This window comes from Curtobacterium sp. NPDC090217 (assembly GCF_044746705.1).
Classification (GTDB): domain Bacteria; phylum Actinomycetota; class Actinomycetes; order Actinomycetales; family Microbacteriaceae; genus Curtobacterium.
Window position 1 is genome coordinate 396,905 of the sequence record NZ_JBIVCR010000003.1, and the last position, 26,980, is coordinate 423,884.

27 protein-coding genes are annotated in these 26,980 nt (G+C 71.3%); 20 read left to right on the top strand and 7 right to left on the bottom strand.

Annotated elements, in window-relative coordinates; genetic code table 11:
- Positions 1–4: 4 nt before the first annotated feature.
- Positions 5–274: a 30S ribosomal protein S15 gene (rpsO, locus tag ACIPJ2_RS13730; RefSeq protein WP_070416523.1), complete on the top strand. Its 270-nt coding sequence runs from the start codon at positions 5–7 to the stop codon at positions 272–274.
- Positions 275–588: 314 nt separating this feature from the next.
- Complete coding sequence (locus ACIPJ2_RS13735; RefSeq protein ID WP_402729271.1) at positions 589–1,272, top strand: CE1759 family FMN reductase; 684 nt, start codon at positions 589–591, stop codon at positions 1,270–1,272.
- On the opposite strand, the gene ACIPJ2_RS13740 is transcribed toward ACIPJ2_RS13735, so the two are convergent.
- Positions 1,269–1,778, bottom strand: a complete 510-nt coding sequence (locus tag ACIPJ2_RS13740; RefSeq protein ID WP_402729272.1) for a GNAT family N-acetyltransferase — start codon at positions 1,776–1,778, stop codon at positions 1,269–1,271. The two genes, ACIPJ2_RS13735 and ACIPJ2_RS13740, sit on opposite strands and share 4 nt — an antisense overlap.
- A gap of 118 nt (positions 1,779–1,896) precedes the next feature.
- On the opposite strand from ACIPJ2_RS13740, the gene ACIPJ2_RS13745 reads away from it, so the two are divergent.
- Genes ACIPJ2_RS13745 through ACIPJ2_RS13765 form a run of 5 tightly spaced genes read left to right on the top strand, consistent with a single transcriptional unit; the run spans position 1,897 to position 5,207 of the window.
- A complete protein-coding gene (locus ACIPJ2_RS13745; RefSeq protein ID WP_402729273.1) occupies positions 1,897–2,196 on the top strand; it encodes a hypothetical protein in 300 nt (99 codons plus the stop codon).
- Positions 2,193–3,119, top strand: a complete 927-nt coding sequence (locus ACIPJ2_RS13750) for an FAD:protein FMN transferase (protein ID WP_402729274.1) — start codon at positions 2,193–2,195, stop codon at positions 3,117–3,119. The genes ACIPJ2_RS13745 and ACIPJ2_RS13750 overlap by 4 nt, the downstream gene beginning before the upstream one ends.
- Positions 3,119–3,682, top strand: coding sequence for a ferric reductase-like transmembrane domain-containing protein (locus ACIPJ2_RS13755; RefSeq protein WP_402729275.1), 564 nt, complete (start codon positions 3,119–3,121; stop codon positions 3,680–3,682). The genes ACIPJ2_RS13750 and ACIPJ2_RS13755 overlap by 1 nt, the downstream gene beginning before the upstream one ends.
- On the top strand, positions 3,679–4,932 hold the full coding sequence (locus ACIPJ2_RS13760; RefSeq protein WP_402729276.1) for an NADH-ubiquinone oxidoreductase-F iron-sulfur binding region domain-containing protein: 1,254 nt from the start codon (positions 3,679–3,681) through the stop codon (positions 4,930–4,932). The genes ACIPJ2_RS13755 and ACIPJ2_RS13760 overlap by 4 nt, the downstream gene beginning before the upstream one ends.
- Positions 4,929–5,207, top strand: a complete 279-nt coding sequence (locus ACIPJ2_RS13765; protein ID WP_402729277.1) for a ferredoxin — start codon at positions 4,929–4,931, stop codon at positions 5,205–5,207. Before ACIPJ2_RS13760 ends, ACIPJ2_RS13765 begins: the two co-directional genes overlap by 4 nt.
- On the opposite strand, the gene ACIPJ2_RS13770 is transcribed toward ACIPJ2_RS13765, so the two are convergent.
- Positions 5,188–6,351, bottom strand: coding sequence for a coiled-coil domain-containing protein (locus ACIPJ2_RS13770; protein WP_402729278.1), 1,164 nt, complete (start codon positions 6,349–6,351; stop codon positions 5,188–5,190). The two genes, ACIPJ2_RS13765 and ACIPJ2_RS13770, sit on opposite strands and share 20 nt — an antisense overlap.
- Positions 6,352–6,629: 278 nt before the next feature.
- Between ACIPJ2_RS13770 and ACIPJ2_RS13775 the strand changes: the two genes are divergently transcribed.
- The gene (locus ACIPJ2_RS13775; protein WP_402729279.1) at positions 6,630–8,897 is read left to right on the top strand and encodes a polyribonucleotide nucleotidyltransferase; all 2,268 of its coding nucleotides are present in this window, start codon (positions 6,630–6,632) and stop codon (positions 8,895–8,897) included.
- 200 nt (positions 8,898–9,097) lie between these two features.
- Here the strand turns inward: ACIPJ2_RS13775 and ACIPJ2_RS13780 are convergent, their stop codons facing one another.
- From ACIPJ2_RS13780 to ACIPJ2_RS13790, 3 genes are all read right to left on the bottom strand, one after another.
- Complete coding sequence (locus tag ACIPJ2_RS13780) at positions 9,098–9,625, bottom strand: YbhB/YbcL family Raf kinase inhibitor-like protein (protein WP_402729280.1); 528 nt, start codon at positions 9,623–9,625, stop codon at positions 9,098–9,100.
- A gap of 89 nt (positions 9,626–9,714) precedes the next feature.
- Entirely contained in the window at positions 9,715–10,680 is a 966-nt protein-coding gene (locus tag ACIPJ2_RS13785) for a ferritin-like domain-containing protein (protein ID WP_402729281.1), read from the bottom strand.
- A gap of 156 nt (positions 10,681–10,836) precedes the next feature.
- Positions 10,837–11,487, bottom strand: a complete 651-nt coding sequence (locus tag ACIPJ2_RS13790; protein WP_402729282.1) for a TetR/AcrR family transcriptional regulator — start codon at positions 11,485–11,487, stop codon at positions 10,837–10,839.
- 237 nt (positions 11,488–11,724) lie between these two features.
- Here ACIPJ2_RS13790 and ACIPJ2_RS13795 point away from each other — a divergent pair, with 237 nt between their 5' ends.
- Both ACIPJ2_RS13795 and ACIPJ2_RS13800 read left to right on the top strand, forming a co-directional pair.
- Positions 11,725–13,062, top strand: a complete 1,338-nt coding sequence (locus ACIPJ2_RS13795; RefSeq protein WP_402729283.1) for a M16 family metallopeptidase — start codon at positions 11,725–11,727, stop codon at positions 13,060–13,062.
- Positions 13,063–13,067: 5 nt separating this feature from the next.
- Positions 13,068–13,670: a histidine phosphatase family protein gene (locus ACIPJ2_RS13800; protein ID WP_281267437.1), complete on the top strand. Its 603-nt coding sequence runs from the start codon at positions 13,068–13,070 to the stop codon at positions 13,668–13,670.
- Between the two features lie 364 nt (positions 13,671–14,034).
- Here ACIPJ2_RS13800 and ACIPJ2_RS13805 read toward each other — a convergent pair whose 3' ends face one another.
- Positions 14,035–14,541, bottom strand: coding sequence for a GNAT family N-acetyltransferase (locus ACIPJ2_RS13805; protein WP_402729284.1), 507 nt, complete (start codon positions 14,539–14,541; stop codon positions 14,035–14,037).
- A gap of 23 nt (positions 14,542–14,564) precedes the next feature.
- On the opposite strand from ACIPJ2_RS13805, the gene dapB reads away from it, so the two are divergent.
- Complete coding sequence (gene dapB, locus ACIPJ2_RS13810) at positions 14,565–15,311, top strand: 4-hydroxy-tetrahydrodipicolinate reductase (RefSeq protein WP_281267439.1); 747 nt, start codon at positions 14,565–14,567, stop codon at positions 15,309–15,311.
- A gap of 35 nt (positions 15,312–15,346) precedes the next feature.
- A complete protein-coding gene (locus ACIPJ2_RS13815) occupies positions 15,347–15,790 on the top strand; it encodes a tetratricopeptide repeat protein (protein ID WP_402729285.1) in 444 nt (147 codons plus the stop codon).
- Here ACIPJ2_RS13815 and ACIPJ2_RS13820 read toward each other — a convergent pair.
- The gene (locus tag ACIPJ2_RS13820) at positions 15,787–16,695 is read right to left on the bottom strand and encodes a TIGR01777 family oxidoreductase (RefSeq protein WP_402729286.1); all 909 of its coding nucleotides are present in this window, start codon (positions 16,693–16,695) and stop codon (positions 15,787–15,789) included. The two genes, ACIPJ2_RS13815 and ACIPJ2_RS13820, sit on opposite strands and share 4 nt — an antisense overlap.
- A 90-nt stretch (positions 16,696–16,785) precedes the next feature.
- Here ACIPJ2_RS13820 and ACIPJ2_RS13825 point away from each other — a divergent pair, with 90 nt between their 5' ends.
- From ACIPJ2_RS13825 to ACIPJ2_RS13860, 8 genes are all read left to right on the top strand, one after another.
- Positions 16,786–17,616, top strand: coding sequence for a thymidylate synthase (locus tag ACIPJ2_RS13825; RefSeq protein ID WP_402729287.1), 831 nt, complete (start codon positions 16,786–16,788; stop codon positions 17,614–17,616).
- Entirely contained in the window at positions 17,616–18,140 is a 525-nt protein-coding gene (locus ACIPJ2_RS13830; RefSeq protein ID WP_402729288.1) for a dihydrofolate reductase, read from the top strand. Before ACIPJ2_RS13825 ends, ACIPJ2_RS13830 begins: the two co-directional genes overlap by 1 nt.
- Before the next feature lie 113 nt (positions 18,141–18,253).
- Positions 18,254–19,231, top strand: a complete 978-nt coding sequence (gene dapA, locus ACIPJ2_RS13835; protein WP_402729289.1) for a 4-hydroxy-tetrahydrodipicolinate synthase — start codon at positions 18,254–18,256, stop codon at positions 19,229–19,231.
- Between the two features lie 47 nt (positions 19,232–19,278).
- Positions 19,279–20,955, top strand: a complete 1,677-nt coding sequence (locus ACIPJ2_RS13840) for a ribonuclease J (protein ID WP_281267444.1) — start codon at positions 19,279–19,281, stop codon at positions 20,953–20,955.
- A 116-nt stretch (positions 20,956–21,071) separates the two neighbouring features.
- Complete coding sequence (locus ACIPJ2_RS13845) at positions 21,072–22,076, top strand: HlyD family efflux transporter periplasmic adaptor subunit (protein WP_402729290.1); 1,005 nt, start codon at positions 21,072–21,074, stop codon at positions 22,074–22,076.
- Positions 22,073–22,771, top strand: coding sequence for an ABC transporter ATP-binding protein (locus ACIPJ2_RS13850; RefSeq protein WP_402729291.1), 699 nt, complete (start codon positions 22,073–22,075; stop codon positions 22,769–22,771). Before ACIPJ2_RS13845 ends, ACIPJ2_RS13850 begins: the two co-directional genes overlap by 4 nt.
- Positions 22,768–23,997 (top strand): ABC transporter permease, encoded by a 1,230-nt coding sequence (locus tag ACIPJ2_RS13855; RefSeq protein WP_402729292.1) that lies wholly within the window; start codon positions 22,768–22,770, stop codon positions 23,995–23,997. Before ACIPJ2_RS13850 ends, ACIPJ2_RS13855 begins: the two co-directional genes overlap by 4 nt.
- Positions 23,998–24,071: 74 nt before the next feature.
- Positions 24,072–26,978, top strand: a complete 2,907-nt coding sequence (locus tag ACIPJ2_RS13860) for a DNA translocase FtsK (RefSeq protein WP_402729293.1) — start codon at positions 24,072–24,074, stop codon at positions 26,976–26,978.
- Positions 26,979–26,980: the final 2 nt, after the last annotated feature.

The window sequence follows — 26,980 nt, forward strand, 5'->3', positions numbered from 1 at the left end:
CACCATGGCACTTGACGCGAAGGTCAAGCAGGAGATCATCGAAGAGTACGCGACCCACCCGGGCGACACCGGATCCCCCGAGGTCCAGGTCGCCGTTCTGACGCGTCGTATCAACGACCTGAACGAGCACCTCAAGGAGCACAAGCACGACCACCACTCGCGTCGTGGTCTGCTGCTCATGGTCGGTCAGCGTCGCCGTCTCCTCGGTTACCTCTCCGACGTCGACATCGCCCGCTACCGCGCGCTCATCGAGCGCCTCGGCCTGCGCCGATAGTCGACCGAAACGCTTGACCGAACGCCCCGGTCCTCCTCGTGAGGCCCGGGGCGTTCTCCGTGTGCCCGGCGGCGTCGGCGCACCGGCGCACCGGTGCGTCGGATGCGTCGGATGCGTCGTCCCGAACCCGCCAAAGCGACAGTGTGCCGCGCACTGTCGGCAGCAATTTGTCGCCTTTGCGCTGTTGACGGTGTGGGGGTGCGGGAAGTGTCGCTTTGGGGACGTGACGGGGACGCACGCGGAGGGGAATGGTTGCGAGGGGAGCCCGGTTGGGTACGATGTTCATGCAAACGCATTGAAGATCGGGAGTCACCATGACCACCATCGCCGTCGTCTCCGCCGGGCTCTCCGAGCCGTCGTCGACCCGCCTGCTCGCCGACCGCCTGGCGGCGTCCGCCGTCGCCGCCATCGAGCAGGGCCGGACTGGCGTGACCCGCTCGGCGACGACGCGAAGCGTCGTGCGGGGCACGCCGACCGAGCTTGCGAGGGAGGGGACCCGCGTCGTGCACGTCGACCTGCGTCCGCTGGCCCACGAGATCACCGACGCGATGCTCACCGGCTTCCAGGCCCCCGCCCTGGCAGCGGCGACCGCCGCGGTCGTCGAGGCCGACGCGCTCGTCTTCGTCTCGCCGATCTTCACTGCAGGCATGAGCGGCCTGGCGAAGTCCTTCCTCGACGTGATGGACAAGGACGCCCTCGCCGACATGCCCGTCCTGCTCGGCGCGACCGGCGGCACGGCACGGCACTCCCTGGCACTCGAGCACGCGATGCGCCCGGTGTTCGCGTACCTCCGCGCGGCCGTCGTGCCGACCGGGGTGTTCGCCGCGACCGACGACTGGGGCACCCAGGGTGACCAGGCGGCCCTGGACGGTCGCATCCGCCGGGCCGGGACCGACCTCGCCTGGGCGATCGGAGCCTCCCGTCGGTCACCGCAGGAGGCGGACGCCCTGCCGGAGGTGCAGGACTTCGCGAGCCTGCTCGGCGGGCTCGGTCACTAGAGCGGGCGGACGAACAGCCGGAACCGGACCGGACGGCCGTCCGCGTCGGTGTCGGTCGTGCTCGCGAACTCGCGGACGAAGGTGAAGCCGGCACGCTCGGCGACCTTCGCGGAGGCGGTGTTGCGGACGTCGGCGCGGATCGCGGCACGGGTCCCGACACCTCCGGAGCGGATGCGGTCGCAGATCTGCCCGACGGCGATCGCCGTCACGCCGCGGCCCCGCATCCACGGGGCGATGCCGTAGGCGATGTTGACGTCGCCCGGATCGAGGCCGTCGTGGACGTCGGGGTCGTAGTCGATGGTGCCGACGCAGTCACCGTCGACGAGGACCGCGAACGCGCGTTTGCCCGCGCCGGCCGCTGCCTCGCGGGCGAGTCGGTCCACGTAGGCCTCGGTGCCGACGACCGTGCTGCGTCCGCCGCTCAGCCAGCGGATCGTCTCGTCGTCCTCCGCCGCGACGATCGCCGCGGCGTGCTCGTGCCGCAGCGGCTCGACGGTGACGTCCACTCGTCCACCGTACCGGGCTCTTAGGTGGACCACAGGGTTCCTCGGGGAGCGGCGCAGCTGACGCCCGGTGTCCTCATCGTCACGGCCGCGAGCCTCGTGGTGACGGCGAGGAGGAACGATGGACACCAGGGGCAGTGGGAAGCGGTCCGCACGGATCACGAGCGCGCTGGTCGGTGCCGGCGGGCTCGTGGTGGCGCTGGTCACCGGCGGCGGGCTGTGGCTCGGGCACACCGAGGCCGCGACGACCGGTGACACGAGCACGTCGACGTCGACCTCCACGGACACGGACACCGGGACGTCCACGGACACCGGGACGTCCACGGACACCGGGACGTCCGCCGGCACCGGGACGTCGTCCGACACGGGCGTCAGTCAGGGCACGACCGGCGGCAGCGACGCGACGACGACGGGATCGTGACCGTGCGCGCCGTCACCTCGTGGGACGTCTGGACCACGACCGCCCGGGTCGTGCTCGACCACCGCGACCGCCGTCACCTCGCCGCAGCGGAGTCGTGCGTGCGCGAGGTCCTCGCCGCCGTCGACGACGCGTGCAGCCGCTTCCGATCCGACTCCGAGCTGCGCTCCCGTGCCGCGGAACTCGAACGCGGCGCCGTCGTCTCACCCCTGCTCGCGAGTCTCGTCCACCAGGCACTCGACGCCGCCGAGACCACGGGCGGCGACGTCGACCCGACGCTCGGGGCGCGCATGGTCGCACTCGGGTACGACGCAGCCTTCGCCGACGCCCCGCCGACCGACACCCCGATGGAGCTCGCCGCGGCGCTCGACGGGCGGCCGGCCTGGAAGCGCGTCCTGCTCTCCGGCACCTTCCTCCGGGTCCCGCACGGGGTGGTCCTCGACCTCGGCGCCACCGCGAAGGCCGCTGCTGCCGACATGGCCGCCGCGAGCGTCACCGCCCGGTTCGGCATCGGCGTGCTCGTCTCCCTCGGCGGGGACGTCGCCACCGCGGGTCCGGAACCGCACGGCGGATGGCAGGTGCTGGTGCAGGACCTCGACGACGACCCGACCGAACGGGTCACCCTGTCGCCCGGGTGGTCGATCGCCACGTCGAGTACCCAGAAGCGCCGATGGGAGCAGGCCGGGGACGCACGGCACCACATCCTGGACCCGCGGTGGGGGCTGCCGGCTGACCCGGTCTGGCGGAGCGTGACGGTCGTCGCACCGTCGTGCGTCCTCGCGAACACGTTCACCACCGCAGCGGTCGTCCGCGGTCACCGTGCTCCCGCGATGCTCCGGGCGCACGGCGTCGCAGCGAGACTGGTGGGGGCGAACGGAGACGTCGTGCGCCTCGGGGGATGGCCGGACGAACGGCTGGTCGCCTGATGGACACCGCGCTGTGGGTCCTCGGGCGAGGGATGGGCGTGGCGGCCGTCGTGCTGCTCTCCCTGACGGTCGTGCTCGGCATCGTCACGCGTGGCGGCCGTCCGCTCCGAGGCCTCCCGCGCTTCGCCGTCCAGCTCGTGCACCGGGACGTCGCCCTCGCCGCGACGCTCTTCGTCGTCGTGCACGTGGTGACGCTGCTCCTCGACACCGAGGCCGAACTGCGGCTGGTCGACACGGTCGTGCCCTTCGTCGGCACCTACCGCTGGTTCTGGCTCGGGCTCGGCACGCTCGCGGTGGACCTGCTCGTCGTCCTCGTCGTCACCGCGTTGCTCCGGCGGGTGATCGGCCCGCGGGTGTTCCGCGTCGTGCACTGGACGGCGTACGCGATGTGGCCGGTGGCGATGGCACACGCGATCGGCACCGGGACGGACGGGACCTCGGCGTGGTTCCTGGTCGTCGCCGGGTTCTGTGCGGCAGCGGTCACCGGGGCCGTCGTGTGGCGCTGCTCCGACCGGGTCACCGAACACCGCACGTTCCACCTCGAGAGGACGGCCCGACCATGACGACCACCACCGCGATCGCTCCACCACTCGGCGTCCGGAGACTCCTCGCAGCGCCGGGCCCCGCACTCGCCGACCACGTGCGGACGCACGGCCCGATGCCGTCCGTGCGACCGGGCATCATCGACGAGCTCGGGCTCGCCGGCATCGACGGCCGCGGCGGAGCCGGGTTCCCGCTCGCGCGCAAGCTCGCTGCGAGCGTCGCCGCCGCGCGCACCGAGACGGCGGCCTCGGTCCACTCGCGCAGGCGCACACCCCTCGTGATCGGGAACGCCGCCGAGGGTGAGCCCGCGAGCCGGAAGGACGCCGTCCTGCTCGCGACGAGCCCGCACCTCGTGCTGGACGGACTCGTCGTCGCGGCGCTCGCCGTGGGGGCGACCGACGCGGTCCTGGCGACCGGCGCGGCGAACGCCGACGTCGTGCAGCGAGCACTCGCCGAGCGGCACGACGCAGTCGCGATCACGCTCCGGGTGCTCCCGCACACCTCGTTCGTGTCGGGCGAGGCCGCAGCGCTCGCATCCGCAGTGGCCGGCGGTCCGGGGAAGCCGACGGACCGGGTCGTCCGGCTCGCCGAACGCGGCCCGAGCGGACGCCCGACGATCGTCTCGAACGTCGAGACCCTCGCGCAGGCCGCACTCGTCGCACGCTGGGGCGCGGCGTGGAACCGCTCGATCGGGACCGCGTCGGCACCCGGGACCCGTCTCGTGACCGTCAGCGACGTCCGTGACCCGGCCGCGGCGGTGGTGCTCGAGGTGGCGGGCGGGACGGTGCTCGGGGAGGTGATCCGGGCCTCCAGGGCGGTTCCCGACCCCGCGCGGACGCGAGCCGTGCTGGTCGGCGGATGGGGCGGGACGTGGGTGCCGGCGGCCGCGCTCGACGCGACGCTCGATGCGGACGGACTGGGGCCGTGGGGTGCCTCGCCGGGTGCCGGCGTGGTGGCGGTGCTCGACGACGCGACGTGCCCGGTCTCGGTCACGGCCCGCATCGCGGCGGCGCTCGCCGGGGCGTCTGCGGGACGGTGCGGGCCGTGCGTGAACGGGCTGCCGCGCCTGGCCGACGTGCTCGGGGCGCTGGCCGCCGGTGCGCGTGGCGCTGACCTGGCGGGGGAGGTGCGTCGCCTGACGGGGCTCGTCGACGGGCGTGGTGCGTGTCACCACCCGGACGGTGTCGCACGGATGGTGCGGAGTGCGCTCAGCGTGTTCCATCAGGACGTGCAGGCACACCTCGGCGGCACCTGCGCGGTGCGGCGATGAACGGCCGCGCCGGGGCGAGCCCCCGCGCCGGGGCGAGCCCCCGCGCCGGGGCGACGGCGCTGCACGTGGACTGGACGCGGTGCCGTGGGCGCGGGCTCTGCACGGAGCTCCTCGCCGAGCGGTTGGACCGCGACGAGTGGGGCTTCCCGATCGCCCGTGACGGGGGTCGGACCCGCGACGTGCCGCTCGCCCCGTCGGACGTCGCTGCGGCACAGGACGCCGTCGCGATGTGCCCGGTGCAGGCGCTCCGACTCGTCAGTACCAGTGCGGGTTGACGCTCATCTCGTGGTTCCACGCGCCGCACGGGGTGCCGTAGCTCGACTTGATGTACGCGAGGCCCCAGTTGATCTGCGTGTTCGCGTTGGTCCGCCAGTCGGCACCCGCCGCACCGAGCTTCGATGCGGGGAGTGCCTGGGGGATGCCATACGCACCGCTCGAGGAGTTCAGGGCGTTCGCGCGCCAGCCGGACTCCTGCGTCCACAGGGAGACGAGGCAGCCGTACTGGTCGTCGCCCCAGCCGTAGTTGCCGAGGACGCTCCTGGCGTAGGCCTTCGCGGCTGCCGGGTCGACCGTGACGCCGGAGGTGCTCGGGTACGAGGTGCCGGTCGACGGAGTGGTTGCCGCGGCCTCGGCGGCGGCCTGGGCTGCTGCCGCCTGCGCCGCTGCCTGGGCGGCGACGGCCTGCCCGACCTCGTACTGCTGCTCGGTGGCGGCGGTCGTGTCGTTCAGCGACGCGAGCTGCGCGTAGAGCTCGTTGCTGTGGTCCTTCGTGGAGGCGACGGCGGCGTCCGCCTTCTGCTCGGCGGTCTTCGCCGCGGCGGAGCGTTCCTCGGCCGCCTGTGCGAGCGAGGAACGCTCGTCCTCGGCGCGCTTCGCCTGGTCGTGCAGCGACGACGCGGTCTTCGCCGCGACCGATGCCTCGTCCATCACGCCGGCCCACGTGCTCGACAGCTGGTCCATCGCGCCGAGCTGGTAGAGCAGCTGGTCCGGGTTCTTCGCGGTCGCGATGCGCGTGGTCATCTGGTTCGTGGAACCGTCGCGGTACAGGTTCGCGGCGAGCTGGCCGGCCCGCGTCTGCGCGCGCGTCGCGGTCGCCGACGCTTCGTCGGCCTGGGACTGGAGGCTCGTGGCGGTCTGGGTGGCCTCGCTCAGGTCCGCCTCGGCCTTCGTCGCCTTCGCAGACGCGTCGAGCGCGGTCTGCGACTTGGCAGCGGCGTCCGCCTGCGCGGACTGCAGCGCTGCCTGGACCTTCTTCACCTCGGCCGCCTTGGCGTCCGCGTTCCCCTTCGCCTTCTGCACGTCCTGCCAGGTCGGGTAGTCCGTCGCGCTCGCGGGTGCAGCGGTCACGACGGGGGCGACGAGCGCACCGACGACCACGGCGGCCGCGACGAGTACGCGTCTGGCAGGGGATCGACGCATGGACGCAGGCTATCGGGGACACGCCCGTTCGCCACGAGCCTCGCCGTCGATTCACCGCCGACTGCTAAAGTCGAGGCGTCCGGGGACCGTTTCCCGTGACGACACACAACATCGCACGCAGACCGGCACGAAGCTGGTCATCGGTGGTGGCATGCGGGCCGACCTCGTCCCGACTGCTTCTACTGCTGGCCAGGCATGCGTTCCGCGTCGTGGAGCGCACGTGCACGCGTGTGCCCGAGGCCGGGTCTGCTGCATCACAGACGCAAGGAGGCATCCTCTTGGAGGGTCCCGAGATCAAGTTCGCTGAAGCGATCATCGACAACGGTCGCTTCGGCACCAGGACGGTCCGGTTCGAGACCGGCCGTCTCGCGCAGCAGGCACAGGGTGCCGTCGCCGCGTACCTGGACGAAGAGACCATGCTGCTGTCGGCCACCAGCGCCGGCAAGCACCCGCGCGAGGGCTTCGACTTCTTCCCGCTGACGGTCGATGTCGAAGAGCGCTCGTACGCCGCCGGCAAGATCCCCGGCTCGTTCTTCCGCCGCGAGGGCCGCCCCTCGACCGAGGCGATCCTGGTCTGCCGGCTCATCGACCGGCCGCTGCGCCCGTCGTTCGTCGACGGCCTCCGCAACGAGGTCCAGATCGTCATCACCGTCCTGAGCATCGCTCCTGACGAGTTCTACGACGCGCTCGCGATCAACGCGGCATCGGCGTCGACGCAAATCTCCGGTCTGCCGTTCTCCGGCCCCATCGCGGGTGTGCGCCTGGCGCTCATCGGCGACCAGTGGGTCGCGTTCCCGAAGGCGTCGCAGCTCGCCGAGGCCGTCTTCGACCTCACCGTCGCCGGCCGTGTCGTCACGGACGAGGCGGGGAACGAGGACGTCGCGATCATGATGGTCGAGGCCGAGGCCACCGAGCACAGCTGGGACCTCATCCAGGGCGGCGCCACCAAGCCCGACGAGGCCGTCGTCGCGCAGGGCCTCGAGGCGGCGAAGCCGTTCCTCAAGGTCCTCGTCGAGGCACAGGCGAAGATGGCCGCGCAGTCGGCCAAGGAGATCCAGGACTACCCGGTCTTCCCGCCGTACGCCCCAGAGGTCTACGACGCGGTCGAGGCCATCGCCCTGTCCGAGCTCGGCGACGTCTACAAGATCGCCGGCAAGCTCGAGCGCCAGGACGCGGACGACGCGCTCAAGGCCCGCGTCAAGGAGGCCATCGCCGCCAAGGTGACGGCCGGTGAGCTCCCGGAGTCGGCCAACGGCCAGGTCAGCGGCGCCTACAAGTCGGTCACGAAGAAGGTCGTCCGCGGCCGCATCCTGACCGAGCAGGTCCGCATGGACGGTCGCGGCCTCGCCGACATCCGTCCGCTCGACGCCGAGGTCGCCGTGATCCCGCGCGTCCACGGCTCGGCGATCTTCCAGCGCGGCGAGACGCAGATCCTCGGCGTCACCACGCTGAACATGCTCAAGATGGAGCAGCAGATCGACTCGCTGTCGCCCGTCACGAAGAAGCGCTACCTGCACCACTACAACTTCCCGCCCTACTCGACCGGTGAGACCGGCCGCGTGGGTTCGCCGAAGCGTCGCGAGATCGGGCACGGCTTCCTCGCCGAGCGCGCCCTCGTGCCGGTGCTGCCGTCGCGCGAGGAGTTCCCCTACGCGATCCGTCAGGTGTCCGAGGCCCTCGGCTCCAACGGCTCGACGTCGATGGGTTCCGTCTGCGCCTCGACCCTGTCGCTCCTCAACGCCGGTGTGCCGCTCAAGGCCCCGGTCGCGGGCATCGCGATGGGCCTCGTCTCCGACACCGTCGACGGCCAGACCCGCTACGCGGCGCTGACCGACATCCTCGGTGCCGAGGACGCCCTCGGCGACATGGACTTCAAGGTCGCCGGTACCTCGGAGTTCGTCACCGCGATCCAGCTCGACACCAAGCTCGACGGCATCCCGTCGTCGGTGCTCGACGCCGCGCTGAAGCAGGCCAAGGAGGCCCGCTCGGCCATCCTCGGTGTCCTCACCGAGGCGATCGACGCCCCCGACGAGATGGCGGACACCGCGCCGCGTGTCATCTCCGTGCAGATCCCCGTCGACAAGATCGGCGAGCTGATCGGCCCGAAGGGCAAGACGATCAACGGGATCCAGGACGAGACCGGCGCCGACATCTCGATCGAGGACGACGGCACCGTGTACATCGGCGCCGTCGACGGTCCGTCGGCCGAGGCCGCTCGCGCCCAGGTCAACGCGATCGCGAATCCGACCAACCCGGAGATCGGGGACCAGTTCCTCGGCACCGTCGTGAAGATCGCCACGTTCGGCGCCTTCGTGTCGCTGCTCCCGGGCCGCGACGGTCTGCTCCACGTCTCCGAGGTGCGCAAGCTCGCCGGTGGCAAGCGTGTCGAGAACGTCGAGGACGTCCTCGGCGTCGGCCAGAAGATCCTGGTCGAGGTCACCAAGGTCGACGACCGCGGCAAGCTCTCGCTCGCGCCGGTCGTCGCCGAGGAGTCGGACACCGACGGCAGTGGTGCGCGCGAGGAGTCCACGGACGCCACCGTCTGATCCACTCCTGCACGCAGAACGGCCGTCGTCCTTCGGGACGGCGGCCGTTCCGCGTGTGCGGGGTGGCCGGGCCGGGTGGGCCTGGGCCGGGTGGGCCGAATCGTGCATAGAAAGCGGAATCGCGCGTAGGAGGCCGAGATTTCCGACCTCCTACGCGCGATTCGTCTTCCTACTGCAAGCGCGATGGGAAGGAACGCCTGCTACTCCGCGGGGGTCTCCTGTGTGCCCATCAGCACGGCACGCGCGAGCAGGTGCTCCCGCAACATGAACCCGACGACCGCGGGGGTCGCGTCGACGGGGACCTCGAGCAGCGGGACGTCGAGCGCACTCAGCGTGAAGAAGTACCGGTGCGACCCGTGCCCGGCGGGAGGCGCTGCACCGAGGAACGTGTCCGACCCGAACTCGTTGTGCCGACGGAGCGCAGCAGCGGGCAACAGCGTGTCGTCCGTCCCGGCACCAGCGGCGAGCGACGTGACATCGGCCGGGATGTCCGACACACACCAGTGCCAGAAGCCCGAGCCGGTCGGTGCGTCGGGGTCGTACACGGAGAGCACGTAGCTCTGCGTGTCCTCGGGAGCTCCCGACCACTCGAGGGCGGGGGAGCGGTCCTCGCCACCGACGTCGCCGCCGCGTGCGGACGTCGGCAGCTCGTCACCGTCGGTGAAGTCGGGGCTGGTGAGGGTGAAGGTGGGCACCTCGGGGAGGCGCCAGAGCGGGTCGTTTGCCATGCACCCAGGCAACCACCCGTGCCATGGAGGCGACCGGAGGCGGACAGGAGGCTCGGAGCGAGCGCGCACCGAGCCTCCCGTCCCACGGATCAGGCCGGGCCGGTCGCGCTCCCCGGGTTGCCGCTGGCGACGATCGCTCCGTTGACGCCCTCGGGGAAGAAGCCGCCCTTGTCGATCTGGTTCGGCGTCAGGAACACCACGTTGAGCACCCGTTCGGCGGTGCGACCGTAGGCGAGGGAGTCCGTGTCGGTCGGCACGAGGTTCACCGCGCCGCTCGACGTCGTGATGCCCTGGTCGTCGTCCGTGGGGCCGTCGAGCGAGTCCCGGGCGTCCGAGATCTTGTTCGCCGGCACCTGCAGGCCCTTGTCGTACAGCTTCGACCGGATGATGCCGGCGTGGTAGGCCTCGACGGCGAGGATCCCGGCAGCGGCGCTGAGGTACGTCTTGCTGGAGATCAGGGGAGCAGCGCCCTTGTAGGCGGTGACCCCCACGTCCTCGAAGACGTACGCCCCGAGCAGGAAGTTCTCCTCGCTCGCGAACGGGTCGAACGTGCCGGTGGGCCCGATGACCCCGGCGGCTCGGGCGGCCGCCGTGAAGCTGCTCACCAGGTCGATCGTGGGACGGGACACCTTCGCGTCGCCGAGCGCGCTCCGGAGGAACGCGACGTGCGCGCGTTCGTCGTTGGCGATCTCGGTGGCGATCCCGCGGATGGCTGCGGTCTTGAACGGCACCTTCTTGCCACCGATGACCGGCCCCTGGGGGTCGATGCCGGTGATCATGCTGTCGGTCAGGCCCGTGCCGAACACGGCGCGGAGGTAGAACTCGGCCTCGAGGTACTCGAGGTTGAGCGCGAAGTTGAGGATCGCGGCGTCGGAGACGGCGGCGTCCTCCTCGGGGGTGGCGGAGGCGGGGGCGGCGGTGAGCACCGACGAGCCGAGCGCGGCGATGCCGGCTGAGGCGCCGGCGACACCGGCGGCTGCGAAGAAGCGTCGTCGGTCGAGCGCGTTCTCGGCGCTGCGGTCGATGGCGTGACGGATGAAACGGTTGTCGAACATCGTTGTCCTCGAGACGTGCGGGCAGCACGGGGCCCTGGCCGACGCTGCAGGGAAACGGGTCGACCGGGGCACGATCGGCGGGTTGGTCGACCGTGCGGTCAAGGTACCCCCGAACAGGGGTCGTCACCAGGGGTGCGCGGAAACCGGCGGACGCCGTCAGCCGGCGAGGACGCGTTCGGCGACGCGACGGAGTGCCGCTGTCGCCGCGATGGCGTCGCCGGCGTAGGCACCCGACATGGCGCCGTCCCTCGCGAGCATGAGCTCGTCGGCGCCGTCGCCCGGGAGCGGGTGGCCGGCGGCCTGCAGGAGTTCCGCGAGACGTTCCGTGTACCAGTCCCGGTGGCTCGCGACCACCTGACGGACGGGGTCGCGCGGGTCGTGGTACTCGGCGGCTGCGTTGAGGAACGCGCAGCCGCCGAACTCGGCCTCGTTCACCTCGTCCGAGACGGCGTCGACCCAGGCGCGGACGGCCCGGGGCGCTTCGCCGGCGTCGGTGACGAGGCGCTCGAACCGGTCCTGCACGCGCTCGTGCTGCGTCCGTATGTAGGCCAGGATCAGGTTGTCCTTGGACCCGTAGTGCTTGTAGAACGTCGCCTTCGTGACGCTCGCCTCGGAGATGAGGCGGTCGACGCCGACGCTGTGGATCCCCTCTTCGTAGAAGAGTCGCGTCGCGGTCTCGAGGATCCGGACCTTCGCGCCGCCGGAGCGGGGAGCCGGGGGGACGCTCGACCCGTCCGACGACGCGAGGTTCGGATTGCTCGGCCCAAGGAGACGCTGGACGGCCGGTTGGGGGGAATCGACCGTCACAGCGTGGCTCCTTGGGACTCATCGGCTCCGCGGCTGAGTGGGGGGACTCGTGCCGCCGAGGACTGATGTCCCGAGCCACCGGATCGGAATCTAGGGGGGCTACCGATCCGGCGTCCGCAACTGTAGCACATGGAGGACAGACAGACGTGTCGGTCTGTCCTCACTTTGTGTACCCCATTTCGAGGCACACGCTGACTTCTGCCCAGCGCCCGGGGAACGTCAGTAGGCTCGACCGCGATGAACCACCCAGTGCCGTTGCCCCTCGAGGCCCCGGACACGTCGTTCCTGACGTCCGGGGGATCCTTCGTCCGCCGCACCGTCCTCCCCTCGGGCGTGCGCGTGCTGACCGAGGCCGTTCCGGCGTCCCACTCGACGAGCATCGGGTACTGGGTCGGGGTCGGGTCCCGAGACGAACGAGCCGGCCAGTACGGCTCCACGCACTTTCTCGAACACCTGCTGTTCAAGGGCACCACGACCCGCAGCGCGCTCGACATCGCCGTGGCGTTCGACTCCGTCGGTGGCGAGCACAACGCCGCGACCGCCAAGGAGTACACGTGCTACTACGCCCGTGTCCGTGACGCCGATGTGCCGATGGCCGTCCGGGTGATCGGTGACATGGTCACGAACTCGGTGCTCGAAGCGGATGCGTTCGACGTCGAGCGCGGCGTCATCCTCGAAGAGCTCGCGATGGCCGCCGACGACCCGGCCGACGTCGCCGGCGAGGCGTTCTTCGCCGCGGCCTTCGAGGGGCACGCGCTCGGCCGTCCGATCGGCGGGACGCCGGAGAGCATCCGCGCGGTGCAGCGCGACGAGGTCCTGTCCCACTACGCGGAGCACTACGCGCCGAACGGGCTCGTCATCACCGCGGCCGGCGCCGTCGACCACGACCGCTTCTGCGCCCTCGTCGAAGAGGTCTTCCAGAGCGCCGGTCGCGCCCGTCCGGTCGCCAGGCGCACGGCGCAGCCCGTGGCGGACCCCGCCGTCGAGAAGCTCACGGTGGTGCACCGTCCCACCGAGCAGGTCAGCATGCTCCGCGGCTCGCAGGGCCTGGACCTCCGCGACGACCGCCGTCCGGTGCTGAGCGTGCTGAACGCCGTCCTCGGTGGCGGCATGAGCTCCCGGCTCTTCCAGGAGGTCCGTGAACGCCGAGGTCTCGCCTACGCGGTGTCCTCCTTCGCGCCCGCCTACCTCGACAACGGTGCGTTCGGTGTGTACGCGGGCTGCGCTCCCGACAAGGTCGGCGGCGTGATCGAGATCGTCGACGCCGAGTTCGCCCGGATGGCCGACGACGGCATCACCGACGACGAACTCCGTCGCGCGAAGGGGCAGATCGAGGGAGCGGTGACGCTCTCCCTCGAGGACTCCGACGCGCGGATGACCCGGCTCGGCCGCGCCGAACTCGGCACCGGCGAGTTCACCGACCTCGACACCGCACTCGACCGGGTCGACCGGGTCACGACGGACGACGTGCTCGAACTCGCCCGAGACCTGCTGACCCGTCCGAAGATCACGTCGGTGGTCGGCGACGTCGAGCGCTCGGCACTCGAGTCCGCGATCGGCATCGGCGGTCGATGACGGAGATGTCGCACTACCTCTACCTCGTCCGGCACGGCGAGCACCAGGACGCCGAGCACGGACTCCGCGACGGCAAGCTCTCCGAGCGCGGCAAGCGCCAGTCGATGCTCGTCGCCGACCGGCTCGGCGGCGTGCCGTTCGACGGCGTCTGGCACTCGCCGCTCGAAGCGCCGAGCGAGACTGCCTCGTTCCTCGCGCAGCGATTGCCCGCGATCCAGCCGGAGCCGTCGACGCTGCTGTTCGACTGCATCCCCTCCGGACCGACACCGGACATGCCCGCGGCGTACAAGAAGTTCTACGGCGGCATCACCGAGGAGGAGATCATCGCCGGGCAGGCCCAGATGGGCGATGCGGTGGCGGAGTGGTTCACGCCGGCGATGCAGGACCGGCACGACCTGATCATCACGCACAACGCCGTGATCGGTTGGTTCGTGCGCGAGGTCTTCCAAGCGCCCGAGTGGCGCTGGATGGGGACGAACGTCGCCCACACGGCGCTGACGATCATCCGCATCCGGTCGGCGAAGCCCGCCGAGCTCGTGACCCTCAACGACACGGCGCACCTGCCGGTCGAGCTCCGGACCGGCCTGCCGGTCGACCAGCCGCTCTAGTCGTAACCGCGATCCGGACTGGAGGCTCGTGGCGGCCCCGCCACGAGCCTCTCCCCACCGGCACGGCCGGCCCGCCGCTGGCGCGTCGGTCCGGGACCGGCGGCGTGGGCCCAGTGCGCCGTCAGCGCGCGTCCGGGACCCTGCAGCCCTGAGCCGCGCCCGCCCCCACCGAGTGCGCAGGAACGGCGCTCCGCCGCCGCCGCGCGCCGCCGTATCCGCGCACTCGTCCCGCCGCCGGCACCGGACTGGAGGCACGGTGCGGGGCCGCCACGGACCTCCCGTCCGACGGCTCACCCGCCCGGCCCGGCCCGGCCACCCCATCGAGTGCGCAGAAGCGGCGCTCCGCCGCCGCCGCGCGTCGCCGTCAGCGCGCGTTCGGGGCCACCGGCTTGCGGTACCAGGCGGTCGCGTTCGGGTTGTCGTTGAACGGCTCGACGCGCGCGTAGCCCCGCGAGCGGTACATCGCACCGGCTGCGACGAGCGAGTCGTTCGTGTCGAGCACGATCGACGTCGCGCCGAGTCCGGCGGCCGCGCGCTCCAGCTCGTCCATGATCGCCGTGGCCACGCCCCGCCCGCGGCCCTCGGGCGTGACGAACACGTGCTTCACCTCGAATCGCACGTCGTCGCCGTCGTCCGCGATGCGCCGGAGCCCGCCGCAGCCGAGCGCCCGTCCCGCGTCGTCCGAGGCGACCGCGAACACGCCGTTCGGCGGGGTGAACTCCGCGGCGGGCGTCCGCTTCCGCGAGTAGCTGCCCTGCGCGCTCGGGAACGTCGCCTCGCGCTCGTCGAGGTAGGCGTCGAGCAGCACGTCGACCTCCGGCAGGTCGGCCGGGACGATGCGGACGGTGACCCGGGTGCGCTCGGTGGTCATGCGTCGATCCTAGGATGGGGCGCATGGTCACTCCCGTCGCCGTCGTCGGCGCCACCGGTCGTCTCGGGGGCCTCGTGGCCGCCGTCGTCGAGGAACTCCCCGGGTTCGAGCTCGTCGCCAGCCTGTCGTCGAAGGACGGCGCGCACGAAGCCGGGCCGTCGGTCTTCAACGGCGCCGGGATCGTCGTCGACGTCACCGTCCCGGCGCTCAGCCCCGCGATCGTGGCGAACGCGCTGGAGAGCGGTGCGAACGTGCTCGTCGGCACGTCCGGCTGGTCAGCAGACCGTCTCGCGAAACTCCGGTCGTCGCTCGATGCCCGTCCGGAGCAGGGCACGCTCGTGGTGCCGAACTTCTCGATCGGATCGGTCCTCGGCACCCACCTGGCGACGATCGCCGCACCGTGGTTCCCGGCGATCGAGATCGTCGAGACCCACCACGCGGGCAAGATCGACTCCCCGTCCGGCACCGCAGTGCGCACCGCCGAGCTCATCTCGGACGCCCGGCGGGCGGTCGGCCCGGTCGACGCTCCGCACGTCGACCAGCGTGCCCGCGGGCAGCAGGTCGCGAGCGTGCCGATCCACTCGCTGCGGCTGCCGGGAGTCAAAGCCGTGCAGGACGTGGTGCTGAGCGGCCCGGGGGAGACCCTGACGATCCGGCACGACACGAACGACGACGTGGCCTACGCACCGGGCATCCGCGCCGCCCTCGCCGCGGTCGGCGACCTCCGCGGGTTGTCGGTCGGGCTCGGTACCGTGCTCGGCATCGGCTAGGAGCACCGCGTGAAGCCATCTGCCAGGAGCGCCGCGTGAAGCTCCGCTCGCCGTTCTGGGGCGCCGCCCTGATGACGGTGCTCCTCGCGCTCTACATCGTGCTCGTCGGGCAGCGCGCCGTGGCGTTCATCGCGACGGGCCTCGCCGTGGGCATCGCGATCGGCGTCGCGCTCTTCGTCGTCGCGGCCATCGGTGCGCTCCTGCTCGTGCTCGAGTTCCGGTTCGGGCTGCGCATCACGCGGCTCGGTGCCCGCCTCGAACGCGAGCACGGCACCCCGGCCGACGTCGTCCCGCTGCGCCCGTCCGGCCGACCCGACCGTGCGGCGGCAGACGAGCTCTTCCCGCAGTACAAGGCCGCGGTCGAGGCCGCTCCGGACGACTGGCGTGCCTGGTTCCGACTCGGGGTCGTCTACGACGCCGCAGGCGACCGGAAGCGAGCCAGGGCAGCCATGCGGACCGCCCTGGCCCACTCCCGCTAGAACGCCGCGTCGACCGCGGCTTCTGCCCGGGTGTACCGGAACGCGTAGCCGGACTCGAGCAGCTTCGTCGGGACCATCTGCTGGCTCGACAGCAGCATCTCGTCCGCGGCGTCCCGCAGCAGCGCCTTCAGCGCGAACTCCGGGATCCGGAAGAGGTACGGGCGGTGCAGGTCCTCGGCGACGCGCTTCGTGATCCGGTCGGCGACGGCCGGTTCCGGACCGGCGAGGTTCACCGGGCCGGACACCTCGGCCGCGGAGGACACGGTCGCGAGGTGCACGATCGCACCGACCTCGTCCTCGAGCGCGATCCACGGCCAGTGCTGGCCGCCGGTCCCGAGTCGTCCGCCGAGTCCGACCTTCGTGAGCGGTACGAGCGGTGCGAGCGCGCCCCCGCCCTTCCCGACGACGATGCCGGTCCGCAACGTGACCACCCTGACCCCGTCCGGCGCCCGGTTCGCGGCGGCTTCCCATGCGGTGCACACCTCGGCGAGGAAGCCCGCCCCGGCATCGGCGTCGTCCCCGAGCACGTCGGAGGGACGGTCGCCGTAGACGCCCGACGCGGACCCGGACAGGAACAGGCGCGGCGGGGTCGTCGCGTGCCGCATCGCCTCGACGAGGGTGTCAGTCGCGTCGACCCGGGAGCGCAGGATCTCCTGCTTGTACGTGTCCGTCCACGGCAGCTTGCCGATGTTCGCCCCGGCGAGGTTGACGACCACGTCCGCGCCGTCGAGGACCGCGGGGTCGAGCGGTCGGCTGCCGGGGGCCCACCGGAACTCCGTGGGGGTGTGCGGCTCGCGCCGCACCAGGGTCGAGACGTGGTGCCCGGCATCGCGCAGGGCACGCACCAGCGGGGTCCCGATGAAGCCGGACGCGCCGGCCACCAGGATCGAGAGCGGTTCGGTCATGGAGACCACGCTACGCAGTCGGTCTGGAGGCTCGGGGGACGTCTCGCACGTCGACTCGCCAGTGTGGGTGGTCGCGTTTAGGCTTCGGGTGTGACCGACACCGCGACCGTCCTGCCCGACGCCACCGTTGCCACCCCGTACGAAGACCTGCTCCGGCGCGTCCTCGACGACGGCGCTCCCAAGGGCGACCGCACCGGGACCGGCACGCGCAGCATCTTCGGTGCGCAGCTCCGGTTCGACCTGTCGGAGGGCTTCCCCCTCGTCACGACCAAGCGCGTGCACTTCAAGTCGATCGCGTACGAACTCCTCTGGTTCCTGCGCGGCGACGGCAACGCGACCTGGCTGCAGGAGCACGGCGTGCGGATCTGGAACGAGTGGGCGGACGAGTCCGGCGACCTCGGCCCGGTCTACGGCGTGCAGTGGCGGTCGTGGCCGACGCCGTCGGGGGAGCACATCGACCAGATCGCCCAGGTCATCGAGCAGATCCGGACGAACCCCGACTCGCGCCGGCTCATCGTGTCGGCGTGGAACGTGTCGGACATCCCGGACATGGCGCTCGCACCGTGCCACGCGTTCTTCCAGTTCTTCGTCAACGACGGCAAGCTCTCGTGCCAGCTCTACCAGCGGAGCGCGGACATGTTCCTCGGCGTGCCGTTCAACATCGCCTCGTACGCGCTCCTGACGCACATGATCGCGGCGCAGACCGGGCTCGAGGTCGGTGACTTCGTGTGGACGGGCGGCGACTGCCACATCTACGACAACCACGTCGAGCAGGTCCGCGAGCAGCTCTCCCGCACGCCGTACGCGCCGCCGACGCTCGAGATCGCGCACCGCGACTCGATCGACGACTACGAGTACGAGGACTTCGAGGTCCTCGGCTACCACCACCACCCGGCGATCAAGGGCGCGGTCGCCGTCTGATGCCGACGGAGCAGCCGACGGAGCAGTGGCTCGAACCCGTCCGGGGCGTCGGCCTGGTCTGGGCGCGGTCGCTCGACGGGGTCATCGGCGCGGACGGCGGGATGCCGTGGCACGTGCCGGAGGACCTCGCGCACTTCCGGCAGGTGACGGGGGACGCCACCGTCGTGATGGGTCGGCGCACCTGGGACTCGCTGCCGGAGCGCTTCCGACCGCTCCCGGGTCGCCGCAACGTCGTGCTCACCCGCGATGCGTCGTGGTCGGCCGACGGCGCCGAGGTCGTGCACGACCTGGCGACGGCGCTCGACACCGACGAGCCCGTCTGGGTCATCGGCGGGGGACAGGTCTACGAGGCGGCGGTGCCCTTCGCGGACCGCGTCTCCGAGACCGTGATCGACACCGAGGTCGCCGGCGACACCGTCGCGCCGACGCTGGACGACGCGTGGTCGCTCGTCGACGAGGGCCCGTGGCAGACCTCCCGCACGGGCGTCCGCTACCGCTTCCTGGAGTGGCGCCGCCGCAGCTGACGGCGGACCGCAGGTGCGCGATGGACGCGCACCGAGCCTCCAGACCGGCCGCTGGCGGGCCACCGTCCGGGCGGACGGCCTCGCCCGCGCGCATCCCCGGTACGCTGGTGGCCGTGTCCCCGCGTGAGAATCCCTTCGGTCAGGTCCTCGTCGCCCTCGTGACCCCCTTCACCGCCGACGGTGAAGTGGACTGGCCGGGCGTCGAGCAGCACATCGACGACTGCATCACCGCCGGTGCCGACGGCATCGTCGTGACCGGCACCACCGGTGAGACCTCCACGCTCACCGACCCGGAGAAGCTCCGGCTGGTCGAGGTCGGCAAGTCCGTCGCGAACGGCCGCGCGAAGATCATCACGGGCGGCGGCTCGAACGAGACCGCACACGCGATCCACCTCTACAAGCAGAGCGAGCGGGCCGGCGCCGACGGAGTGATGATCGTCACGCCGTACTACAACAAGCCGACCCAGTCCGGCGTTCTGACGCACTTCCGGATGATCGCGGACGCCACCGACCTGCCGGTCATCCTCTACGACATCCCGGGCCGCACGGGCATCCCGATCACGTACGAGACGATCGTGCGGGCCTCGCACCACCCGAACATCATGGCCGTCAAGGACGCCAAGGGCGACTTCGCCGAGGTGTCCCGCGTGCTCAACAACACCGACCTGATGTACTTCTCCGGCGACGACACGAACGTGCTCCCGCACCTGTCGATCGGCGCGACCGGACTCATCGGCGTGACGGCCAACATCACGTCGACGCCGTACCGGACCATCATCGACGCCGTGAACGCCGGGGACCTCGCCACCGCGACGCGCGAGCACCAGCGCATCGAACCGCTGGTCCGCGCCGTGATGACGCACGTGCCCGGCACCGTCGCGGCGAAGTACATCCTGCACGGGCTCGGCCGCATCGGCAGCCCGCGTGTGCGTCTGCCGCTCGTCGGCCCCGAGGACTCGGAGGCGTACGCCATCGAGACCTCCCTCGAAGCCGTGCACGGGATCCCCGGCGCCGACTTCTCCAACTTCCGCCCGGACCGCAACGCGGCCGCGGGAGGAGCGCTTCCGAAGGTGCCAGGCACCACCCGTTGATCGACCGCGGCGCGCAGGACGCGCGCCGCCGAAGCAGTCAGGACCGAATGCCCACGCAAGTCTCCGAACCCCAGCCCCTCGAGCCGGGCACCCTCCGGGTCATCCCCGTCGGTGGCCTCGGCGAGATCGGTCGCAACATGACCGTCTACGAGTACGAGGGCAAGCTGCTCATCGTCGACGCCGGCGTGCTGTTCCCCGAGGAGCACCAGCCGGGCGTCGACCTGATCCTGCCCGACTTCGCGCCGATCCGGGACCGCCTCGACGACGTCCTCGGCGTCGTGCTCACGCACGGTCACGAGGACCACATCGGCGCCGTGCCGTACCTGCTGAAGCTCCGCCAGGACATCCCGCTGATCGGGTCCACGCTGACGCTGGCGCTCGTCGAGGCGAAGCTCAAGGAACACCGGATCAAGCCCTACACGCTCGTCGTGCAGGAGGACCAGACCGAGCAGCTCGGTCCGTTCCACCTCGAGTTCGTCGCGGTGAACCACTCGATCCCCGACGCCCTCGCCGTCGCCATCACGACCCCGGCAGGGCGCGTGCTGCACACCGGCGACTTCAAGATGGACCAGCTGCCGCTCGACGACCGCATCACCGACCTCCGTGCGTTCGCGCGACTCGGCGAGGCCGGCGTCGACCTGTTCCTGCCGGACTCCACCAACGCCGACGTCCCCGGGTTCACCGCTCCGGAGCGCGACATCGGCCCGGTGCTCGAGAACATCATCATGCGGGCGCGCAAGAAGGTCGTCGTCGCGAGCTTCTCCTCGCACGTGCACCGCGTGCAGCAGGTGCTCGACGCCGCGGCCGCCGCGAACCGCCGTGTCGCGTTCATGGGTCGCTCGATGATCCGCAACATGACGATCGCCGCCGACCTCGGGTACCTGCGGGTGCCGGAGAACGTGCTGATCGACACGAAGAAGGCCAAGGACGTCCCGGACGACCAGATCGTCTACATGTCGACCGGGTCCCAGGGCGAGCCGATGGCCGTCCTCGCCCGGATGGCGAACCTCGAGCACCAGATCGAGATCGGCGACGGCGACACCGTCATCCTCGCGTCGTCGCTCATCCCGGGTAACGAGAACGCCGTCTACCGCGTGATCGACGGCCTGACGAAGCTCGGTGCGAAGGTCGTGCACAAGGGCAACGCGAAGGTGCACGTCTCCGGCCACGCGTCCGCCGGCGAGCTGCTGTACTGCTACAACATCCTGCGTCCGCGCAACGTCCTGCCCGTGCACGGCGAGCACCGGCACCTCTACGCGAACGCCGACCTGGCGATCCAGACGGGTGTCCCGCCGCGCAACGTCATCCTCGGTCAGGACGGCATCGTCGTCGACCTGAAGGACGGCGTCGCGAACGTCGTCGGACAGCTCGACATCGGGTACGTCTACGTGGACGGTTCGACCGTCGGCGAGATCACCGACGCCGACCTCAAGGACCGTCGGGTCCTGGCGGAAGAGGGCTTCATCTCCGTGTTCTGCGCGGTCGACTTCGCAACCGGACAGTGCGTCATCGGCCCGGAGATCCAGTCGCGCGGCTTCGCCGAGGACGACTCCGTCTTCGACGACGTCCGCCCGCAGATCGCCCGTGCCCTGGCCGACGCGGCCGGCAACGGCACGCGAGACCAGCACGCGTTCAGCCAGGTGGTCCGCCGGACCGTCGGGCGCTGGGTGAACACGAAGCACCGCCGTCGTCCGATGATCGTCCCGGTGATCATCGAGGCATAGGGCCCGCGCGCGGTCCGACCGGAGGCCCGCCACACGTCCGTCCCGGACGCTGTGGCGGGCCGTTCTCATCCCTGAGCATGATCTTTCGTCGGGATGCCGGTCACTAGTATTCCTGTGTGATCGTTCTGCGTCGCTGGGTGTGGCCTGGCCTCAAGTTCCTCGTGTTCGCCGCCATCGCAGTGGCACTCGTCCGGCTCGCGTTCTTCGCCGCCCAGCCGCCGGAAGCCGACAAGGTCCCGACCGGCAAGATCGACGACCCGGTCGTCACGGTGGAGAAGGGCGACATCAGCAACGACGTCGAGGCGAAGGGCACCATCCGCTCCGTCGCGTCCACCCCGGTGCGCGCGACGGCAGCCGGCACCGTGAACCGCCTCTTCGTGGCGAACGGCGATCACGTCGAGCAGGGTGCGGCGATCCTCGACGTCCGTGTCGAGACCCCGGTCGACGGTGTCACGGCCGACGGCAGCCCGCTCCCGCCCAAGGTCACCTTCTCGACCGTCGCCGCTCCGGCCGCCGGCACCGTGTCCGGGCTCGACCTGGTGTCGAAGCAGCCGGTCGACATCGGCACGACCGTGGCCCGCGTCGCCCCCGAGTCGTACCGCGCGAGCGCCACGCTCGAGGCCGCGCAGCTCTACCGGTTGGTCAACCGCCCGTCCGAGGCGACGGTGACGGTGAAGGACGGCCCGGCGCCGTTCACCTGCACCAACCTGTCGTTGACGAGCGCGGCTGCGTCCGACTCCTCGTCGTCGGACACCGACGCCGCGGACGGATCAGGATCGGAGTCGTCGTCCGGCGGGACGCAGCTGGAGTGCGACGTCCCGGGCGACGTCACGGTGTTCCCGGGGCTCGAGGTCACCGTGGCCGTGCCCGCCGGCAAGGCCGAGGGCGTCCTGACCCTCCCGACCACGGCCGTCCAGGGCACCGCGCAGAAGGGTGTCGTCACCGTCGTCACCGACGAGGGGAAGCACGAGACGCGCGACGTCGAGCTCGGCATCAACGACGGTGAACTGGTCGAGGTGAAGTCCGGGGTGGCCGAGGGTGACCAGGTCCTGCAGTTCGTGCCGGGCAAGGAGCAGTCCGAGGACGACTCCACCGAGGGTGGCGCGGTGATGGTCGGATGAGTCTGGTCTCCGTCCGCGGGCTGCAGAAGTCCGTCACGCTGCCGGACGGCTCCACGCTCGAGATCCTCCGCGGGATCGACCTCGACGTCGAAGCCGGCAGCACCACCGCGATCGTCGGCCGCTCGGGCTCCGGCAAGTCGACGCTGCTCAACGTCCTCGGGCTGCTCGACACCCCGACCAACGGCACGCACGAGTTCGGCGGGGTCGACGTCGGACGGGCCGGGTCGCTCCGTCGCGACCGGATCCGCGGGGCCGACGTCGGCTTCGTGTTCCAGCAGTTCAACCTGCTGCAGGGCCGCACCGCGGTCGAGAACGTCGAGATCCCGCTCCTCTACGCGACCGGGAAGGACTTCTGGCGTCGTCGTCGTCTCGCCATCGAGATGCTCGACCGTGTGGGGCTGGCCGACCGGGCCGACACGCAGCCGCACCGGCTCTCCGGCGGCGAGCAGCAGCGCGTCGCGATCGCCAGGGCGCTCGTCCGCTCGCCCCGGCTCATCCTGGCCGACGAGCCGACCGGAGCGCTCGACGTCGACACCGGTCGCATCGTGATGGAGCTGCTCGAGACCGTCGCCGCCGAGACCGGTGCCGCGCTCATGACCATCACCCACGACGCCGCCGTCGCTGCCCGAGCGGACACCGTCCACCGGATCGACCACGGCCTCGTGGTCGACGCGTTCGAGGAGGCCGCCGCGTGAACGGCGTGTTCAGCACCGTCGTCGGGACCTTCGTCGAGTCCTGGCAGGAGCTCCGCGTGCACCGGGGCCGTGTCGTCCTCAGCCTGGTCGGTGTGACCATCGCCGTCGCGTCGCTCGCCGTCGTGGTCGGGTTCGGATCGCTCGCCGAGAAGGCGACGGAGGCGTTCAACGAGCAGTACGGTGGCCGGCCGGCGACGTTCCAGCTCACCGCGTCGACGAAGTCGGGGGACGCCCTGCCCGACGAGGACGCGGTGTTCGACCAGCTCCGTGCCGGGGCTGCTCGCTACGACGTGTCGTACGCGAGCGAGGCGGCGGAAGGGCCGCGGAAGGTCCAGTTCCCGGACGGCGTCGGCGACGTGTGGACGAAGACCGTCGATCCCGGGTACGCCGAGATGCACCGGGTCCGGATGGCCGACGGATCATGGTTCACCGAGTCCGACCGTGACCGGCTCGCGCCGGCGATCATCGTGAACCGGGCCTTCCTCGACCGCCTGGGTGACCCCGACCTCGTGACGCACCCGACCGTCCGACTGCCCGGGACGCCCGCGGTCACCGCGGTCGTCGTCGGGGAGTACAAGACGTCCGAGTACGACACCGAGCCCGGCATGTTCCAGCTCGCGCGCACGACGGCCGCCGCCGGGACCGTCGTCGACCCGGAGATGGGCGGCAGTCGCACGTTCGAGGTCTGGATCCCCGCGTCGGGTGGCAAGCAGCTCGCGAAGCGGATCGCGAGCGACACCGAGCGGACCCTCGGCGGCGGCGTCGAGGTCACCGCGAGCCGCATGGACGCCGGTGCCACGGTGGACGGTGACCCGCTCGGGCCGCTGCGCTACGTCATCGCCGCGGTGTCCGTGCTCGTCCTGGTGCTCGGCGGGCTCGGGCTGCTCAACGTGTCGCTCGTGAGCGTCCGGCAGCGGATCCGCGAGATCGGCATCCGGCGCGGTGTCGGTGCCTCCGCCGGTCGGATCTTCGTCGCCGTGCTGCTCGAGAACGTCCTCGGGACCGCCGTCGCCGGGGGCATCGGCGTGATGCTCGGGGCGGCGGTGCTCAGCAACGAGACCGTGCGGACCGCGATCACGAGCGGCGCCGACATCGGGGGAGCACCGTTCCCGCTCGAGGCCGCGTTCGTCGGGATCGGCGCAGCGGTCTTCGTCGGGGCGCTCGCCGGACTGCTCCCTGCGCTCGTCGCGGTGCGCGTCAAGGTCATCGACGCCATCCGGTACTGACCCGTCGGGTGCCCCGCCGCCTCGTGCGGCGGGGCTCCGTCGGTTTGTCCCCAGGTGGCGTTAGGGTCTACCCCATGGCCGGAGGCACCAAGTCGACCACGCGCTCACGCGCGTCATCGTCGTCCCGTGGAAGCGGGTCGCGCGGGACGTCGCGCACGCAGGCCACCACGAAGAAGCTGCCGCAGGCGAAGCCGTCGGTCGAGTTCACCGGGCAGAACCCGCTCGTGACCGCCTGGATGGGCATGGCCCACGGCGTCGGTGCGATGTTCCGGCTGCTCGGGTCCGAGACCCTCGAGAAGGACCAGCGTCGCGACGGGTTCCCGTTCTTCCTGTTCGTGCTGGCCATCGCCGGCGCGGTCGTCGAGTGGCTGAACCCGAGCAACGGCGTCTCGGTGGCGCTCGACGCGTACACGTTCGGCGGGCTGTTCGGCCGGCTGGCGTTCGCGCTCCCCGTCATCATGATCGTGTTCGCCGGCTGGCTGTTCCGGCATCCGGCGTCCGTCCACGACAACACCCGGATCGGGATCGGCCTCGGGCTGCTGCTCGTGTCGATCTCCTCCCTGTGCCACGTCTTCGGTGGCCAGCCGAGCGCGTCCGACGGCATGCCGGCGCTCGCCACGGCTGGTGGTGTGATCGGCTGGGTCGTGATCGGCTGGTTGGTCGCGGTCGCCACCGTCTGGATCGCCGTCCCGGTGGCGATCGTCCTGCTGGTCCTCTCCCTCTTCATCATCACCAAGACCCCGCCGAACAAGGTCGGGCGTCGACTCCACGAGCTGTACGCGTACCTGTTCGGCGCCCCGGCCCCTGCCGCCGAGGAAGACGTGCCCGCCGAACCGGCGAAGGCGCCGCGCAAGGGCGTCGCGGGCAAGACGGACTCGCAGGGCCTGCAGCTGTTCGACGACCTCGGGTTCGGCGACGGCGAGCAGCCGGACGACGACGCCGAGGCGCACATCCCGTGGTGGCGCCGCAACAAGTCCGGTCGCGAAGAAGACCCGGCGTACGACAGCCCGGTCATCCCGGCCTCGACCGCCGCGGTCGCACCGGCACCGAGCCCGAACGCCGGTGCCGCTGCCGGTCTCGTCGACCACACGCCGGCCGAGCCTGCGTCGGTGAACCTCAACGACTCCCTCGAGCAGGACGTCGCCGCTGACCTCGACCGTGCCGAGCAGGCGCTCCGTGACTTCGGCGCCCCCGTCCCGGACGACCGCGCCGAGGTGATCCGTCCGGAACGGGACCTGCCCGCGGCGGCCGCACCGAGCCTCCCGTCTGCTCCGGCCGACCCCGTCGACGACGCGACCGGCCAGGCGGACGACGCGATGGCGGTGGCATCGGCGGACGACCCGTCGAAGCCGTACCGGCTCCCAGCGGCCACGACGCTGAGCGCCGGGACGCCGTCGGTGGCGCGCAGTCAGGCGAACGACGACATCGTCGCGGCCATCACCGGTGTGCTCACCGAGTTCAAGGTCGACGCGAAGGTGACCGGCTTCTCCCGCGGCCCGACGGTGACCCGGTACGAGATCGAGCTCGGGCCCGGCGTCAAGGTCGAGCGCGTGACGGCGCTGTCGAAGAACCTGTCGTACGCGGTCGCCTCGAACGAGGTCCGCATCCTGTCCCCGATCCCGGGCAAGAGCGCCATCGGTGTCGAGATCCCGAACTCGGACCGCGAGATCGTGTCGCTCGGTGACGTCCTGCGCTCGAGCGCCGCGACCAAGTCGAAGCACCCGATGACGATCGGTGTCGGCAAGGACGTCGAGGGCGGCTTCGTCGTCGCGAACCTCGCGAAGATGCCGCACCTGCTCGTCGCCGGCTCCACGGGGTCCGGCAAGTCGGTGTTCATCAACTCGATGATCACCTCGCTGCTGATGCGCGCGAAGCCGTCCGAGGTCCGCATGGTCCTCGTCGACCCGAAGCGCGTCGAGCTCTCGATCTACGCCGGGGTCCCGCACCTCATCACGCCCATCATCACGAACCCGAAGAAGGCAGCGGAGGCGCTGCAGTGGGTCGTGAAGGAGATGGACATGCGGTACGACGACCTCGCGTCGTTCGGGTTCCGGCACGTCGACGACTTCAACAAGGCGATCGAGAACGACGAGATCGTCCTGCCCGCCGGCAGCGAACGGAAGCTCAAGCCGTACCCGTACCTGCTCGTCGTCGTCGACGAGCTCGCCGACCTCATGCTCGTCGCCCCGCGGGACGTCGAGGAGTCGATCGTCCGCATCACCCAGCTCGCACGTGCCGCCGGCATCCACCTGGTGCTCGCGACGCAGCGGCCGTCGGTGGACGTCATCACCGGCCTCATCAAGGCGAACGTCCCGTCGCGGATCGCGTTCGCCGTGACGAGCGTCACCGACTCGCGCGTGATCCTCGACCAGCCCGGCGCCGACAAGCTCATCGGGCAGGGCGACGGGCTCTTCCTGCCGATGGGGTCCTCGAAGGCCGTCCGCGTGCAGGGCGCATGGGTGCAGGAGAGCGAGGTCGCCGAGGTCGTCCAGCACGTCACCCGGCAGGCCCAGCCCGAGTACCGCCAGGACGTCCAGGCCGTGGTCGAGCGCAAGGAGATCGACGCCGACATCGGCGACGACCTGGAGCTGCTGCTCGCCGCGGTCGAACAGGTCGTCTCCACGCAGTTCGGGTCGACCTCGATGCTCCAGCGGAAGCTCCGTGTCGGGTTCGCGAAGGCCGGGCGGCTGATGGACCTCATGGAGTCGCGCGACATCGTCGGGCCGTCCGAAGGGTCGAAGGCGCGGGACGTCCTCGTCACCGGCGACCAGCTGCCGGCGGTGCTCGCGAAGCTCCGCGGCGAGGAGCCACCGCCGGAGCCCGCGGCGGCGGCGCCGGCACCGGTGTCGCCGCCGGTCCCGTCGCCGTCCGACGACGGGGACCGGTACAGCGCTGACCCGGTCGGCGACATGACGCGCGGGTACGATCGAGTCGAGGAAGAACCGGACGAGGACGCCTGGGGCCTCACGGGCAGGGAGTGAAG

Coding starts and splice junctions, on each gene's coding strand:
- ACIPJ2_RS13770 (WP_402729278.1), bottom strand. CDS start 6,351: ATGCGTCGATCCCCTGCCAGACGCGTACTCGTCGCGGCCGCCGTGGTC.
- ACIPJ2_RS13765 (WP_402729277.1), top strand. CDS start 4,929: ATGAACGGCCGCGCCGGGGCGAGCCCCCGCGCCGGGGCGAGCCCCCGC.
- ACIPJ2_RS13820 (WP_402729286.1), bottom strand. CDS start 16,695: ATGACCGAACCGCTCTCGATCCTGGTGGCCGGCGCGTCCGGCTTCATC.
- ACIPJ2_RS13785 (WP_402729281.1), bottom strand. CDS start 10,680: ATGTTCGACAACCGTTTCATCCGTCACGCCATCGACCGCAGCGCCGAG.
- ACIPJ2_RS13745 (WP_402729273.1), top strand. CDS start 1,897: ATGGACACCAGGGGCAGTGGGAAGCGGTCCGCACGGATCACGAGCGCG.
- ACIPJ2_RS13735 (WP_402729271.1), top strand. CDS start 589: ATGACCACCATCGCCGTCGTCTCCGCCGGGCTCTCCGAGCCGTCGTCG.
- ACIPJ2_RS13760 (WP_402729276.1), top strand. CDS start 3,679: ATGACGACCACCACCGCGATCGCTCCACCACTCGGCGTCCGGAGACTC.
- ACIPJ2_RS13755 (WP_402729275.1), top strand. CDS start 3,119: ATGGACACCGCGCTGTGGGTCCTCGGGCGAGGGATGGGCGTGGCGGCC.
- dapB (WP_281267439.1), top strand. CDS start 14,565: ATGGTCACTCCCGTCGCCGTCGTCGGCGCCACCGGTCGTCTCGGGGGC.
- ACIPJ2_RS13795 (WP_402729283.1), top strand. CDS start 11,725: ATGAACCACCCAGTGCCGTTGCCCCTCGAGGCCCCGGACACGTCGTTC.
- ACIPJ2_RS13800 (WP_281267437.1), top strand. CDS start 13,068: ATGTCGCACTACCTCTACCTCGTCCGGCACGGCGAGCACCAGGACGCC.
- ACIPJ2_RS13805 (WP_402729284.1), bottom strand. CDS start 14,541: ATGACCACCGAGCGCACCCGGGTCACCGTCCGCATCGTCCCGGCCGAC.
- ACIPJ2_RS13860 (WP_402729293.1), top strand. CDS start 24,072: ATGGCCGGAGGCACCAAGTCGACCACGCGCTCACGCGCGTCATCGTCG.
- ACIPJ2_RS13850 (WP_402729291.1), top strand. CDS start 22,073: ATGAGTCTGGTCTCCGTCCGCGGGCTGCAGAAGTCCGTCACGCTGCCG.
- ACIPJ2_RS13780 (WP_402729280.1), bottom strand. CDS start 9,625: ATGGCAAACGACCCGCTCTGGCGCCTCCCCGAGGTGCCCACCTTCACC.
- rpsO (WP_070416523.1), top strand. CDS start 5: ATGGCACTTGACGCGAAGGTCAAGCAGGAGATCATCGAAGAGTACGCG.
- ACIPJ2_RS13830 (WP_402729288.1), top strand. CDS start 17,616: ATGCCGACGGAGCAGCCGACGGAGCAGTGGCTCGAACCCGTCCGGGGC.
- ACIPJ2_RS13840 (WP_281267444.1), top strand. CDS start 19,279: ATGCCCACGCAAGTCTCCGAACCCCAGCCCCTCGAGCCGGGCACCCTC.